Origin of the sequence: Pseudoxanthomonas spadix (assembly GCF_003703395.1) — a bacterium.
Lineage (GTDB): Bacteria > Pseudomonadota > Gammaproteobacteria > Xanthomonadales > Xanthomonadaceae > Pseudoxanthomonas_A > Pseudoxanthomonas_A spadix.
On the sequence record NZ_RDQN01000004.1, the window covers coordinates 436,260 to 450,344 of the forward strand.

The 14,085-nt window shown below is 65.6% G+C and carries 6 protein-coding genes; 1 reads left to right on the top strand and 5 read right to left on the bottom strand.

All coding sequences use genetic code 11. The annotated features are described in order from the left end of the window. The first annotated feature begins 200 nt into the window (after nucleotides 1-200). Entirely contained in the window at nucleotides 201-9,545 is a 9,345-nt protein-coding gene (locus D9R12_RS09395; protein WP_122229922.1) for a Tle-like phospholipase domain-containing protein, read from the top strand. Between the two features lie 147 nt (nucleotides 9,546-9,692). Here D9R12_RS09395 and D9R12_RS09400 read toward each other — a convergent pair whose 3' ends face one another. From D9R12_RS09400 to D9R12_RS09420, 5 genes are read right to left on the bottom strand one after another with little or no spacing between them, the layout of a single operon-like run. After that, a complete protein-coding gene (locus tag D9R12_RS09400) occupies nucleotides 9,693-10,607 on the bottom strand; it encodes a DMT family transporter (protein ID WP_122229924.1) in 915 nt (304 codons plus the stop codon). Next, a complete protein-coding gene (murB, locus tag D9R12_RS09405; RefSeq protein ID WP_122229926.1) occupies nucleotides 10,601-11,641 on the bottom strand; it encodes a UDP-N-acetylmuramate dehydrogenase in 1,041 nt (346 codons plus the stop codon). The genes D9R12_RS09400 and murB overlap by 7 nt, the downstream gene beginning before the upstream one ends. After that, entirely contained in the window at nucleotides 11,638-12,693 is a 1,056-nt protein-coding gene (locus D9R12_RS09410) for a quinone-dependent dihydroorotate dehydrogenase (protein WP_122229929.1), read from the bottom strand. The genes murB and D9R12_RS09410 overlap by 4 nt, the downstream gene beginning before the upstream one ends. A 6-nt stretch (nucleotides 12,694-12,699) precedes the next feature. Next, nucleotides 12,700-12,984, bottom strand: coding sequence for a DUF4190 domain-containing protein (locus D9R12_RS09415; protein ID WP_122229931.1), 285 nt, complete (start codon nucleotides 12,982-12,984; stop codon nucleotides 12,700-12,702). Beyond that, on the bottom strand, nucleotides 12,981-13,772 hold the full coding sequence (locus D9R12_RS09420) for a class I SAM-dependent methyltransferase (protein ID WP_122229933.1): 792 nt from the start codon (nucleotides 13,770-13,772) through the stop codon (nucleotides 12,981-12,983). Before D9R12_RS09420 ends, D9R12_RS09415 begins: the two co-directional genes overlap by 4 nt. Nucleotides 13,773-14,085: the final 313 nt, after the last annotated feature.

The window sequence follows — 14,085 nt, forward strand, 5'->3', positions numbered from 1 at the left end:
TATTGGTACCACTGGAAGCTGGATATTTCGGGCAGGAAAGCAATCTGCTTACCGGTCCGCGTCACACCGGTGAAGACCACTTGGTGACGTTGCAAGAGAAGTTGGAACGGAAGCGGAGATCCATGGATCCTTTTATACGAATAATACCGCTCTGGAAATCAAACTGCTGATCTACTCCCTGTCTCTTCAAGGAACGAAAAATGACAAGTGAACTCGACTATGCTCTGCTGGCAAATCGCGTCTACACCCGTTCTCTCTTAAACAGGACTCCGCTCGTAAGCGGATGGCAAGAACTCGAATGGCTAACCGACGATCCCGATACGGGATTTTCCGCGGGCGCCTATCTGCGAGGAAATGAACTCGTTATTTCTTTTACCGGAACTAATGAGGACAGGGTAAAGGACTTCGTGGCAGCGAATATTCCGGCTGGGCTGGGCCTCGGCTCAGAGCAGATATTGCAGGCGATGATCTTCGCTGCCAGGATCATCAGCGAGAATCCCGGCGCCACCGTGAGCTTCACGGGACATTCGCTCGGCGGTGGCCTGGCCTCGTTGATGGCAGTGTTCTTCAACCGACCGGCAACGATATTCGATCCTGCTCCTTTCGAACTTTCTGCCAGCAACGAGAATACCATCGAACTGCTTCAGCAGGCATTGGCGCAAGCCGGCGTGGTGATTCCCGAATTCGAGACCTATGCCGCGGGTCCCGACTTCTACTTTTCCGGACGGGAGGCGAATGTCACCAGTTATCACCTCGATGGCGAAGTGCTGGATGCCTTGAGGTTTCCGGGAACGGTCATCGACGGAAATCCCATGCCGGCCATCTCTGTCGGCTCACCCTCGATTTTCGACGATCCGGACCCGGAAGCGACATTCAATGCACGTGTTGTCCTTCACTCGATGGTTCTCTTGCATTCGACGATGATGTCTGAGCAGTTCAGGCTAGGGCTGGAGCAGCAACGCAGAGCCATCGAGATATTTTTCAACGAAAGTATCTATGCACGAAATCCCGACCTCGATGAGCCGGATTTTATGACGCTGATGTTCAATCAGCACCTTCTTGCGATCGATAGCGGACAGCAGAGTGGCAAGCTGGACGCGATCGGCGCGGATTTGCAGGGGATTGGGGCGAGCGGAGCCGTAGCCAGGAGCGTGTTGAATGCCGGAATCCTTGTCCTGGCGGAGTACTACAGGTTTGGCGACTCCTCCGCCAGTGCATTCATCGAATCAATCAGTGGAGGCATACGCCTCGACCTTTCCCGCATCTCCAGTGACACTGATCATGCCGGCCAGCGGCATCTTTCCAATGGAATCTGGGACATCCTGAGTGGCGACGGGGAGTCCGCGCGTGGATTGACCGGCATGGACAGAGTGGTGCTCCAGAGTGGAGACGCGACCGGTCTGGACTATAACGGTGGCAATGACGGCCAGGATGATCTGGTGATCGGCGGTGGCGTCGGCGACACGCTGCGAGGCGGCTCCGGCGACGACCTGCTGTATGGCGACGCTGGGGCCGACACGTTGATCGGCGGCGCCGGCAACGACATTCTCTACGGCGGCGGTGGCGACGACCTGTACCTCTTCGAAAGCGATGATACGAGCGCCATCACCATCGAGACTGTCCACGATCAGGACGGCGTGGGACGAATCGTCTTTGATGGCAGCGAGGTCGCAGGCGGTGCGCGCTTGTCCGAAGTCGCATGGCATGACGCAAGTGGCAAGCTGAAGCTGACTTTCCTGGACAACGGTAGCGGCCGTGGCACGCTGGTCATCGACGTCATCGCTACCCACGACAGCATCCGTGTCCAGGATTGGGGGCCGGGCGAGCTTGGTGTGACATTGACAGGGCAGGTCCCGACGGTCAGCGGCACGACGATGACCGCAGAGGACGACCTGTTTGGTTCCAACGGCAACAACAGCGGCGACGACAGCGTGAGCGCGCTGGCCGGCAACGACGGCTTGGAAGGCGGGGCGGGCGAGGACCGCCTCGACGGCGGCGCTGGCAACGACCTGATTCTCGGCGGCACCGGCGACGACGTGCTGATCGGTGGCGAAGGGAACGATTACATCTACGACGGCTATGAGCAGGCGGATTTCCGTGAACTGGGCACCACGCCGGACCCGGATACCGGCAAGAGTGAGCAGGATGAATTCAACGAGCGATTGGCTGAGCTAGGCGCAGCGGTACATGACCACGGCGCGGGCTGGTACATCTCCGACGTGATCTTCGCCCAGGGCTGGGCCAACCTGGATCCGAACGGCACGCCCAGCGGCGGCGATTCGATCGATGCCGGCGGCGGCAACGATACCGTGGTGGCGGGCGATGGCGACGACAACGTTCGCGGCGGCAGTGGTCAGGATCACCTATTGGGTGGCGCGGACAACGACATCATCTTCGGCGAGGCCGACGACGACATCATCAGAGGCGATTATCCCGACGCGACGGGCGCTGAGAACGCAGTGGGTTGGCGTTCGTCGGAACAGGCCAATCGCAATGGCCACGACGTGATCGACGGCGGAGGCGGCAACGACAGCATCAGTGGCAATGGCGGCAACGACGTTCTGGCGGGTGGGGATGGCAACGACCGCATCTGGGGCCGTGGCCTGTCCAGCCCGGTTGACGGGAACGACGCCGATGCGGACTACATCGACGGCGGCGCCGACAACGACCAGCTCACAGGCGATGACGGCGACGACGTGATCATCGGCGGAGCCGGCGACGACAACATCCAGGGCGACAACAGCCAGGCGGGAACGCGCCACGGCAACGACAACATCAACGCTGGCGCGGGCAGCGACTTCGTGAGCGGCGATGGCGGCGACGACCTCATCGAAGGCGGGGCAGGGGCGGACACGCTCACCGGGGACTCGGTGGACATCGATGGCTCGCTACACGGGCGCGATCTGATCCACGGCGGCGCGGACAACGACATCATCGACGGCGGCGGCCGGGACGACACGCTCTTCGGCGACGACGGCGATGACCAGCTCGTCGGCGACAAGGCCTCCAACGAAACGCTCGCCGCTGCTTACCACGGCAATGACTACCTTGACGGCGGCGCAGGAAACGACCTGCTTATCGGCAATGGTGGCAACGATCAGTTGGTGGGCGGCAGCGGCGACGATGAACTGCAGGGCGGGGATGGCAATGACGGCCTCGACGGTGGCGTCGGCAAGGATATCCTCTACGGCGAAGCGGGAACCGACTCCCTCAGCGGTGGCGAAGACGACGACAAGCTGTACGGTGGTTCCGGCGATGATCGCCTCAGCGGTGGAAACGGCCTGGACACACTTGCCGGCGGCGATGGCAACGACGTCCTCCACGGCGACGACGGCAACGACATCCTCGACGGCGAAGCCGGCAACGACAGGATCTTCGGCGGCGTCGGCGACGACACCATCGATGCCGACGATGGCGACGACGTGGTGTACGCGGGCTTGGGCAATGACGGTATCTATGGCGGGCTCGGCAACGATGTCATCAACGCCGAGGACGGCAACGACATCGTTACCGCCGCCGAGGGCAACGATGAGGTCTACGGCGGCGCCGGCAACGACAACCTGCAAGGCAATGCCGGCGCCGACGCACTCTACGGCGAAGATGGCGACGACCACCTGATCGGCGGCGATGGCAACGACCTGCTGGTCGGTGGCGCTGGCGTGAACCACTACTATTTCGACCGGCAGTTCGGCCAGGACGTGGTGCAGTTGACCGCCGGCAGCCAGGACCAGATCTACCTGCAGCAGGGCATCGCCGCCGAAGAGGTCACCTTCAGCCGGGATCAGGACGATCTGGTCCTGGCGTTGGCCGACGCCAGCTCCCTGCGGGTAGCGGGCTACTTCGCTGCCGACACCGCGGCTTGGATACAACTGGGGGACGGATCGTGGATCAGCAGGGCGGGGATCGACTCGGGCCTTTACTATGGCGCAATCAGCGGCGGCAGCAGCAGCGGCGAGACTCTGCAGGGAACGGAGGGCGACGATCGCCTGTACGGCCTGGGCGGTGACGACACCATCGATGGCCTGGGTGGCAACGACCTCATCGATGGCGGCGAGGGCAATGACACGCTGACCGACGGGCAGGGCGATGACTACGTGCTGGGCGGTGCCGGCAACGACGTCATCAACTTCGTCTACAACGGTGGCGGTAACGGCGTGGACCAGATCGACGGTGGCGCGGGCAACGACACCTACAACATCGCCTGGGGATCGGGCTATGACGTGATCGGGAGTCTCGATGCCGCCAATGCCGGCCGCGACATCATCAATCTGGTCGGCATCAGCCAGAACATGGTGATGAACTACCAGATCAGCGGCAACGATCTGATGATCTTCGTATCCGGAAGCATTGGCAGCCCGGGCGCGACCGCGGACAACATGATCGTGCTGGAGGGGTTCCTGGCCAACAGCAACCATCGTGTCCGTTTCACGGAAGGCACCGAGATCTCGGCGGTGGACTTCCAGCAGCGGTCATGGACGGGAACCTCGGGCGACGACACCTATGTTGGGACCTATGCGCCCGACGTCCTCGCCGGCCTGGGAGGCAACGACACCCTGTCCGGCATGGATGGAAACGACGTCATCGATGGCGGGGCCGGCGATGACGTGCTGGACGGCGGCGCGGGGAACGACACACTGTATGGTGGGGACGGCGGCGATGTCGTCCGTGGCGGCGGGGGGGATGACCGCCTCTACATGGCCTATGACGGCAATTACGTCGACCGCTACATCGGCGGCAGCGGCAATGACGCCTACTACCTCAACCACAACTACAGTTGGTCGGTCTTCAAGCCCACCACCGATGGCAGCGAGATCGAGGAAGAGGCCGGTGGCGGCACCGACACGCTGTACAGCAATTTCTACAATGTCACCCTCGGCGCGAATGTCGAGAATCTGGTCCACACGCCGGCGAACTACTGGTGGCCGGACTCGCCCAGCTATCTAGGCGGCAACGCGCTCGACAACGTGATCCAGATCATCAGGACGGCCGGCGCCTCGCATATGCAGGACCTGAGTTTCCGGCTCGACGGCAAGGGTGGCAAGGACACCTTGATGGGCAGTTCGGGCAAGGATACCTATGTCATTGACAGCTACGACGACGTCATCGTCGAGCAGCAGACGGACTATGACTCGACCGACACCGTCGAGACGACCGTGGACTATTCGATCGAGACTCGCTTGGACCTGGAGAACATCCGGCTCACCGGGACGGCCGTGGCGGCGACCGGCAACAGCGACGACAACCTGCTTGAAGGCCACCTCGTCACCGGCATCAACCAGTTGTCGGGCCTGGGTGGGAACGATACCTACCTGGTCACCCGGAAGGATGTGGTGATCGAGTCGGCGGGGGGCGGCAACGACACGGTAGTGATTGCCGGTTGGGACGAACTCACAAGCGCAGGCATGGGGGTGTCGATCTCTGATTATGCGAATGTCGAGAACCTGACTCTCCACGATATCGGCACCACGGACCCGTACGGGTCGGTGCTGCTGCGCGGCAACCTGCAGGGTGATGCTGGCGACAATGTCCTTGTGGGCAATATGTGCGCCAACGAGATCCATGGCGGCGAGGGTAACGACATCATCCGGGGCTACTACAAAGGCCCTGGCGACTCCGTGCAAAGCAATATCAGTAGCGTGGATTTGCTCTACGGCGAGGACGGCGAGGACACGATCTATGCATCTGTCTACGGCGCCAACATCTATGGGGGAAAAGGCAGCGACCTTTTGGTCGGCACAAGTGGGGCGGCGACGTATGGCAGTACATTTGGCGGTAGCGACCGGTTCTTCTACGAGATCGGAGATGGCACCGACCATATCCGCTCCGTCAATGGCGATCGTGATACCGACCAGGTCGTCTTCGGTGCTGGGATCGGTCCGGATGACGTGACCTGGTCACAGGAGGGTACTAGCCTGATCATCCAGGTTGGTAGCGACCCGAGCGATCGCCTCATTGTCGAGAACTATTGGCGGGAAGACGCGTCAGGCCAGTACATCCTGATTAGGGCGATCGATGAGTTCGTCTTCGCTGACGGCACCATCCGCAAAGGGAATCTTGACCAGTTGCCCTATACCAACAACCCACCCGAGACGCAGATTTATTCTGTGGCCTATGAGCTTATTGGGGAGCAGGTTTTTTCCGCTGTCCTGCCCAGTGGCATGTTCACCGATGAGGCAGGCGACGCGCTTACACTGAGCCTTGGTAGCGGTGCGCCTGAGTGGTTGAGTATTGACCCCGCGACCGGCGAGTTGACCGGCACGCCACCCAACGGCGGTGCGAACCTGTACCTGCAGATCGTTGCGAGCGACAGCTGGGGCCAGACGGCCACCGCCTCACTGACGTTGAATGTGCGGAATGTCGTGCATGGCACCCCGGGCGACGATGCCGTGATCGGCACGGCGTATCGCGACGACCTGCATGGTGGCGACGGCAGCGACATGCTGACCGGTGTCGGCTACGGTGACCGCCTGTACGGCGGCACGGGCGACGATACTTACGTGGTTACTGACGATTCGCAGCAAATCGTGGAACTGGCCGGCGAAGGCGAGGACACGGTGCAGAGCAGCAGCCACAGCTACACGCTGGGCGGGCATGTGGAGCGGCTGGAGCTGCAGGGCGACGCAGTGGAAGGCACCGGCAACGCGCTGGACAACGTGCTGACAGGCAACAGCAACGACAATCGCCTGGACGGCGGTGCCGGGGCTGATACTTTGGTCGGCGGCCTGGGCAACGACACCTACGTAGTCGACAACGTGGGCGACGTCGTGGTCGAGAATGCCGGCGAAGGCACCGATACGGTGGAGTCGAGCATCAGCTACATGCTGGGCGCGACGCTGGAGAACCTGACCCTGCTGGGTACGGCCAACCTGGATGCCACCGGCAACACCGGCGACAACATGATCCGCGGCAATGCCGGCAATGACCGCATCGAGGGCGGCGCCGGCGCCGATACGCTGTACGGTGGCGCCGGTGACGACCACTACGTGGCAGTGTCGGCCTCCGACCGCGTGTACGAGTACGCCGACGAGGGCACCGACACCGTCGAGCGCGTGTTCGAGACCAACCTGGTCCTGGAGAACAATGTCGAGAACCTGATCCTGGACGCGGGGATCACCACTGGCAACGGCAACGGCCTGGACAACACGATCACCGGCAACGCCGACGACAACACCCTCGCTGGCCTGGACGGAGACGATGTGCTGCATGGGCTGGATGGAGACGATGCGCTGTTCGGTGGAAACGGGACCGATGCGCTGTATGGCGGTACCGGCGACGATTATCTCGACGGGGGCGCTGGCATCGACTACATGGAAGGCGGTGTGGGCAACGACAACTACATCGTCGACCACAGCGACGACGTCGTGGCCGAAGCTGTGGGCGAGGGAACGGACCAGGTCCAGACCTCGGCGTCGTACGCGCTGTCGGCGAACATCGAGAACCTGTTCCTGACCGGCAGCGCTGCGATCAATGGTGCCGGCAACGACCTGGACAACTACATCGCCGGCAATGGGGCCGCCAACACGATCCACAGCGGTGGCGGCAACGACACGATCGTCGGTGGCGGTGGTGACGATACCCTGGTCGGTGGAGCCGGGGACGACAAATACGCCTTCGACGCCAGCTCGGGCAGCGATGTTGTCGACAACGTCGATGGCGGGTTCGACGGCATCTTCTTCACCAATGGCATTACCCGTGAGCGACTGTCCTTCAGCCGCGACGGCGACGACCTGCTGATCTTTGTCGATGTCGCTTCGATCCCCTCGGTGCGCGTGCTCAGCCATTTCCTCGGTGGCGATGCGGCGATCGACTACGTGCAGCCGGATGGCGGCTATTACCTCACCACCGCCGAGATCAACCAGATCGTGGTGGGGGGCGGCACCGGCGGCGCGTACGACCAGGTCATCGAGGGCACGGCGTCCGGCGAACAACTCGCGGGCAGCAGTGGCAAGGACCTGATCAAGGGCCTGGCCGGCGACGACCAGGTGTTTGGCATGGGCGGCAACGACACCCTGCAGGGCGGCGATGGCGACGATTACCTGGCCGGTGGCAGTGGCAATGGCAGCGGTTCGGGCGATGATCGCCTGGAGGGCGGTGCCGGGGCCGATACCCTGTCGGGCGAGGACGGTGCCAACACGCTGATCGGTGGTGCCGGCGACGACGGCTATACCTATGGCGGGGGCCAGGACACGATCGACAATGCCGGCGGCGGCTACGACGGCGTGTTCTTCAACGACGGGATCACGGCCGGGGACCTGGCCTTCGCACGCGATGGCGATGACCTGGTCATCACCGTGGCCGGCAATGCCACGGGCTTGGTCCGGGTGACCGGACATTTCCTGGGCGGCGACTCGGCGCTGGACTTCGTCCAGCCTTCAAGCGGGAGCCTGCTGGATACGGCGGCGATCAACGCGCTGGCCGATCCCAACGGCGGTGGCGGCGATTCGGGCGATGGCGGCAACGAAGGCGACGACAGCGACTACCCGAACGTGGTCGAAGGCACGTCGGCCGGCGAACAGTTGCTGGGCACCTCAGGGCGCGACCTGATTCATGGCCTGGCCGGTGACGACGACCTGTTCGGGTTCGGTGGCGACGACAAGCTGGTCGGCGGCGACGGTGTCGACTATCTGTCCGGCGGCAATGGCTCGTTCAGCGGTTCGGGCAGCGACATCCTGATCGGTGGTGCCGGCGCCGACACCCTGGTCGGCGAGGATGGGGATGACATGCTGATCGGCGGGACCGGTGACGACACGTACTACTACGCGTCCGGTTCGGGCAGCGACACGGTGGACAACACCGGCGGCGGAACCGACTGGCTGTACTTCGCCGACATCGAGAGCAACCGCCTGAGCTATCACCAGGACGGCGACGACCTGGTGGTGCTGGTCGACGGCGACCTGTCGCAGGGCTTCCGCGTACTCGATCACTTCCTGGGCGGCGAAGCGGCCATTGCCTATGCCCAGCCCGCGAGCGGGTATGCCCTCTCGGCGGCGCAGATCGCCGGTCAGCTGACGCCGTTGCCGGGGAACCTGACGGGCCAGGGTGGCGGCTCGTTCGCGCAGACGTCGAGCGTGTCGGTGCAGCGGCTGGGTACGACCGAGACCTCGGCGCAGGCGGTGGCCGACACCGCAGCGGGTGCGCAGCAGATCAAAGTCTCGCCGCGGGTCGCTCTGCTGACGCAGGCGCAGGTGTTCGAGGCGTTGGCCGGCGACGAGGCGAAGCTCGCAACGCCCCGGCCGCGGAGAGGCGGTGGACTGCCGGCAAAGGTCCTGGGCGGTCACGCCGATGTCTGGAACGAGATCGACCGCTGGGATCGTTGGAACTGGCGCGTGTCGCTGGATCGCTTTGAGGCGGAAGATCGCTTCAACTCGGTCCGCCGCGGTGGAGTCGGCCTGACGGAGCCGGCGCCGCAACGCCGGGTGCATTCGCCGGAGCTGGACCACCTGATCTCGGCGATGGCCGTGTTTCGCGGGGCCGAGGCCGAGGCGACAAGCCTGATGGTGCACGAACGGCCCCAGAGCACGCTGCTGACGGCATCGGTCGTTTAGTCCGATGGAACAGAACCCCTGCCCAGCGATAGGCAGGGGTTCTGCGTTCCGGGTCGTACATAGGGCGGGTCTTGACCCGCCACGCTGGGTTCGACGGGCACTGCAATGGCGGGTCGAGACCCGCCCTACGGTTTCACTCGTACGGTTTCATTCCCCGGGCTTTGCCCCTTCCACCGGTGCGGTGGTTGCCGCACGCCGGGCCAGCATGGCTTCGCGGTGGGCGATGTAGGCGGTGGAGGCCAGGATGATGCCGGCGCCGAGCGCGGTCCAGGCGTCCAGGCGTTGGTCGAACAACCACCAGCCCAGCACGATCACCACCGGCAGCTGCATGAAGCTGATCGGCTGCAGGGCCGAGACTTCGCCCAGGCGCAGGGCGCGCGTCCACAGCAGCTGCCCGGCGGTGCCGGACACGCCGGTGCACACCAGCCACAGCCAGGCGATGCCCTGCGGCCACTGCCACTGGAACAACGCCGGCAGCAGCGACATCGGCACCCAGAACAGGTAGGTGTAGAACACCACCGTGTCCGGCGGGTCCAGGCGCGAGAGCTGCTTGATCTGGATCGCCACCAGTGCGCTGATCAGCGCCGCGGCCACGGCCACCAGCAGCCCGGGCGAGAACTGCGACGAGCCCGGGCGCAGGATCACCAGCACGCCGAGGAAGCCGGCGGCCACCGCCAGCCAGCGGCGCATGTGGACCTTTTCGCCCAGCCAGAACACCGCCGCGATGGTCACGAACAACGGCGTGGAATACGACAGCGAGATCGCCTGCGACAGCGGCAGGTGGCCGATCGCCCAGAAGCCGCACAGCATCGAGGCCAGCCCGATCACGGTGCGCACCAGGTAGCGCGGCAGGTGGCGGGTGCGTGGCAGCGGCCGGCCCGGGCGCAGGATCACCGGCAGCAGCGCCAGCAGGCCGAAGGCGTTGCGGAAGAAGGCGACCTCGGTGGTTTCCAGCGATTGCGAGGCCAGGCGGATGGCGATGGCCATCAGGCCGAAGGACAGGGTGCTGGCCAGCATCAGCAGGGCCGCCCGCAGCGGCGCGACGGGTGCGGCGCTCACCAGCTGGCCCCGACGATGCGCGGTTCCGGTTCGATCGCCACCCCGAAGCGCTGCTGCACCGAGGCGGCGATCTGCCGCGCCAGCGCCAGCAGCTGCGCACCGCTGGCCTGGCCGTGGTTGACCAGGACCAGCGCGTGATCCGGCGAGACGCCGGCATCGCCGGCGCGGTGGCCCTTCCAGCCGGCCTGCTCGATCAGCCAGGCGGCCGAGAGCTTGCGGGTGTCGGCGGCGTCACCGCTGAACACCGGCAGGCCCGGCAATCGGGATTGCAGCCGATCGGCCACTTCGGCCGCCACGATCGGGTTCTTGAAGAAGCTGCCGGCGTTGCCCAGCACCGCCGGGTCGGGCAGCTTGCGGCGGCGCACGCGGATCACCGCCTCGGCCACTTCGCGCGGGCCGGGGTGCTCGATGCCCATGTCCTCCAGCTCGTGGCGCAGGCCGGCGTACTCGATGCGCAGGGCCGGGGTGCGCGACAGGGCGAAGGTGACCGCAGTGATGAGCCAGCGCCCGGGCTGGCGCTTGAACACGCTGTCGCGATAGCCGAAGCCGCATTGGGCGCGCGAAAGCCGGCACCAGGCGTTGGTCTGGGTGTCCCAGGCTTCGACGCTGGTGATGTGCTCGCCGGCCTCCACGCCGTAGGCGCCGATGTTCTGGATCGGGCAGGCACCGGCGGTGCCGGGGATCAGGGCCAGGTTTTCCAGGCCGCACAGGCCGTGGTCCAGCGTCCACAGCACCAGCGCGTGCCAGGCCACGCCGGCCTCGGCCCGGACCAGCACCACGTCGGCGTCCTCGCCCACCACGGTGATCGCACGCGCGTCGAAGGACAGCGCCACCGCGTCCACGTCGCCGGCCAGCAGCAGGTTGCTGCCGGCGCCGATCGGCAGCCAGTGGCGCTGCCGCAGCGGCTCCAGCGCCAGGGCGGCAGGCAGCGCGGCCAGATCCTGCAGTTCCAGCAGGAACCGCGCCTGCGCGTCGACGCCCAGGGTGTTGCGCGAGCGGAGCGGGGCGTGTTCCGTCAGGCGCCAGCCTGCCCTCATACCGGCGCCACGGCGCCGCGGCTGGGCTGCTCGCGGCGGCGGCGGATGGCTTCCACGCAGTCGTACACCAGCGACGGTCCCTGGTAGATCAGCCCGGTGTAGAGCTGGATCAGGGTGGCGCCGGCCGACACCTTGGCCAGCGCGTCGGCGCCGCAGGTGATTCCGCCCACGCCGATCAGCGGGATCGAATCGGGCAGGCGCGCGCGCATGCGCCGCAGGACCAGGGTCGACTGGGCCATCAGTGGCGCGCCGGACAGCCCGCCGGCCTGGCCGGCGTGACGATGGGCGTGGACCACGCTGCGATCCACCGTGGTGTTGGTGGCGATCACGCCATCCACCGACAGGTCGCCCAGCACCCGGCAGACCGCGTCGATGTCCTCGTCGGACAGGTCCGGTGCCACCTTGACCAGCATCGGCACGCGCTTGCCGTGCTGGGCGCCGAGTTTTTCCTGGGCCTGGCGCAGGGTGCCGACCAACTGGCGCAGGGCCTGTTCCTCCTGCAGCTCGCGCAGGCCGGCGGTGTTGGGCGATGAGATGTTGACGGTGATGTAGTCGGCCAGCGGATACACCCGCTCCAGGCAGAACAGGTAGTCGGCGGCCGCCGAGGCGTTGGGGGTGTCCTTGTTCTTGCCGATATTGATGCCCAGCAGGCCGCCCTTGCGGCGCGCACGCTGCACGTTGCGGACCAGCGCATCCACGCCCTGGTTGTTGAAGCCCAGCCGGTTGATCACCGCCTTGTGCTGCGGCAGGCGGAACATGCGCGGCGGCGGATTGCCCGGCTGCGGGCGCGGGGTGACGGTGCCGATTTCGACGAAGCCGAAGCCCAGCGCCAGCAGCGCGTCGATGTGCGCGCCGTTCTTGTCCAGTCCGGCAGCCAGGCCGACCGGGTTGGGGAACTCAAGCCCGAACGCCCTGGTCGGCAGCGGCCTGGGCCGGGGCGCGAGCAGGCGCAAGGTCCCGCTGCGATACGCCGCTTCCAGTGCCCGCAGGCCGACGCCGTGGGCGCGCTCGGCGTCCAGGGCGAACAGCAACGGGCGGGCCAGGCCGTACATGGATTTTTAGTGATCCAGCGCAGCGAGGGCCGCGATGCCGCCGAAGAACAGGATGAAGGCCAGCACCGCGGCGATCGCCAGGCCGATCGCCAGCCAGCCCAGGACCAGCCCGGCCACCGCCATGCCGTCGCCTTCCAGCTGGCCGGCGCTGCGGCGGATCTCGGCCCGGGCCATGTGCCCGGTGATCACCGCGACCACGGCGCCGACGGCCGGCAGCACGGTCCAGCCCAGGATGCCGAACACCAGCGAGACCACGGCCAGGCTGCTGGTGGGACGTGCGACGGTGTTCATGGGCGGGTTCCTGAGGGGTTGCGATCGCCAAGGGTACCGGCAAAGACCCGGGTGTCGTAGTCGAAGCTCACCCGGCCATCGACCGCGCTGGCATCGAACAGGGCGCGCAGCGCCTCCAGCATCGGCGCGTGCCGCCGGTGGCCAGCCTGCGGGGCGTAGGAGGAGGACAGCAGGCGCCCGCGCAGCGCATCGAAATCCAGCAGTTGGCCGTGGTCGAAGCGGACCGTGCCGCGCAGCCCGCCCTCGAACCAGGCAGCCATCGAGGCATCGTCGTTGTAGCGCTCGGACACGCTGGAGTAGTCCAGACCGTAGTCCAGCAGCAGCTGTTCGTAGCCTTCCAGGAACGGCGTGCCGGACAGCCGGCGCGAGTTCCAGAACACCACCACCAGCCCGTGTGGCCGCAGGATGCGACGCCACTCGTCCTTGACCGCCTGCTGGTCGAACCAGTGGAAGGCCTGCGCGGCGGCGATCAGGTCCACGCTGGCATCGGCCAGGGTGGTGGCCTCGGCGCTGCCGGCTACCGCAGCAAAGCGCGCATCGCCGCCCAGCCACCGGACCGCGGCCGCGCGCATGGCCGCGTTGGGTTCCACCGCGCTCACCGGGTGGCCGCCATCCAGGAACAGCCTGGAGGAGATGCCGGTGCCGGCACCGATATCGGCCACCTGTGCGCCGGCCGGCACCCGTAGCTCGCGATGCAGCCACTCCACCAGCGCAGCCGGATAATCGGGCCGATAGCGCACGTAGTCGGCCACCCGGGTGGTGAAGCGTTCGGTCGAGTTCAGCGCCATGTCGGACGCTTTCGGTGTCGCACGGGACGCTGGCTGTCGCGGCTGGCGCATGGCAGGCGTTTTTCGGCAATGGCCGCTGACGGGCGCGGCAGGCCGGCGATTTTAGCAGGCATGGATCCGGCCTCTTCCCCGGGCTGACCCGTGCAGCCACTGCCGACCTGGAAGCTAGTGTAGTGTTCCATTCTGTTTGGAACTTAAGCGCTGATTGGCGCGGATCACCTTCTGCAGGATGTCGCGGGCGCTTCTGGTCCAGATGAACGGCTTGGGTTTGGTGTTGTGATGCGCGAGGTACTCGTCGATGGCGGCGATCAGT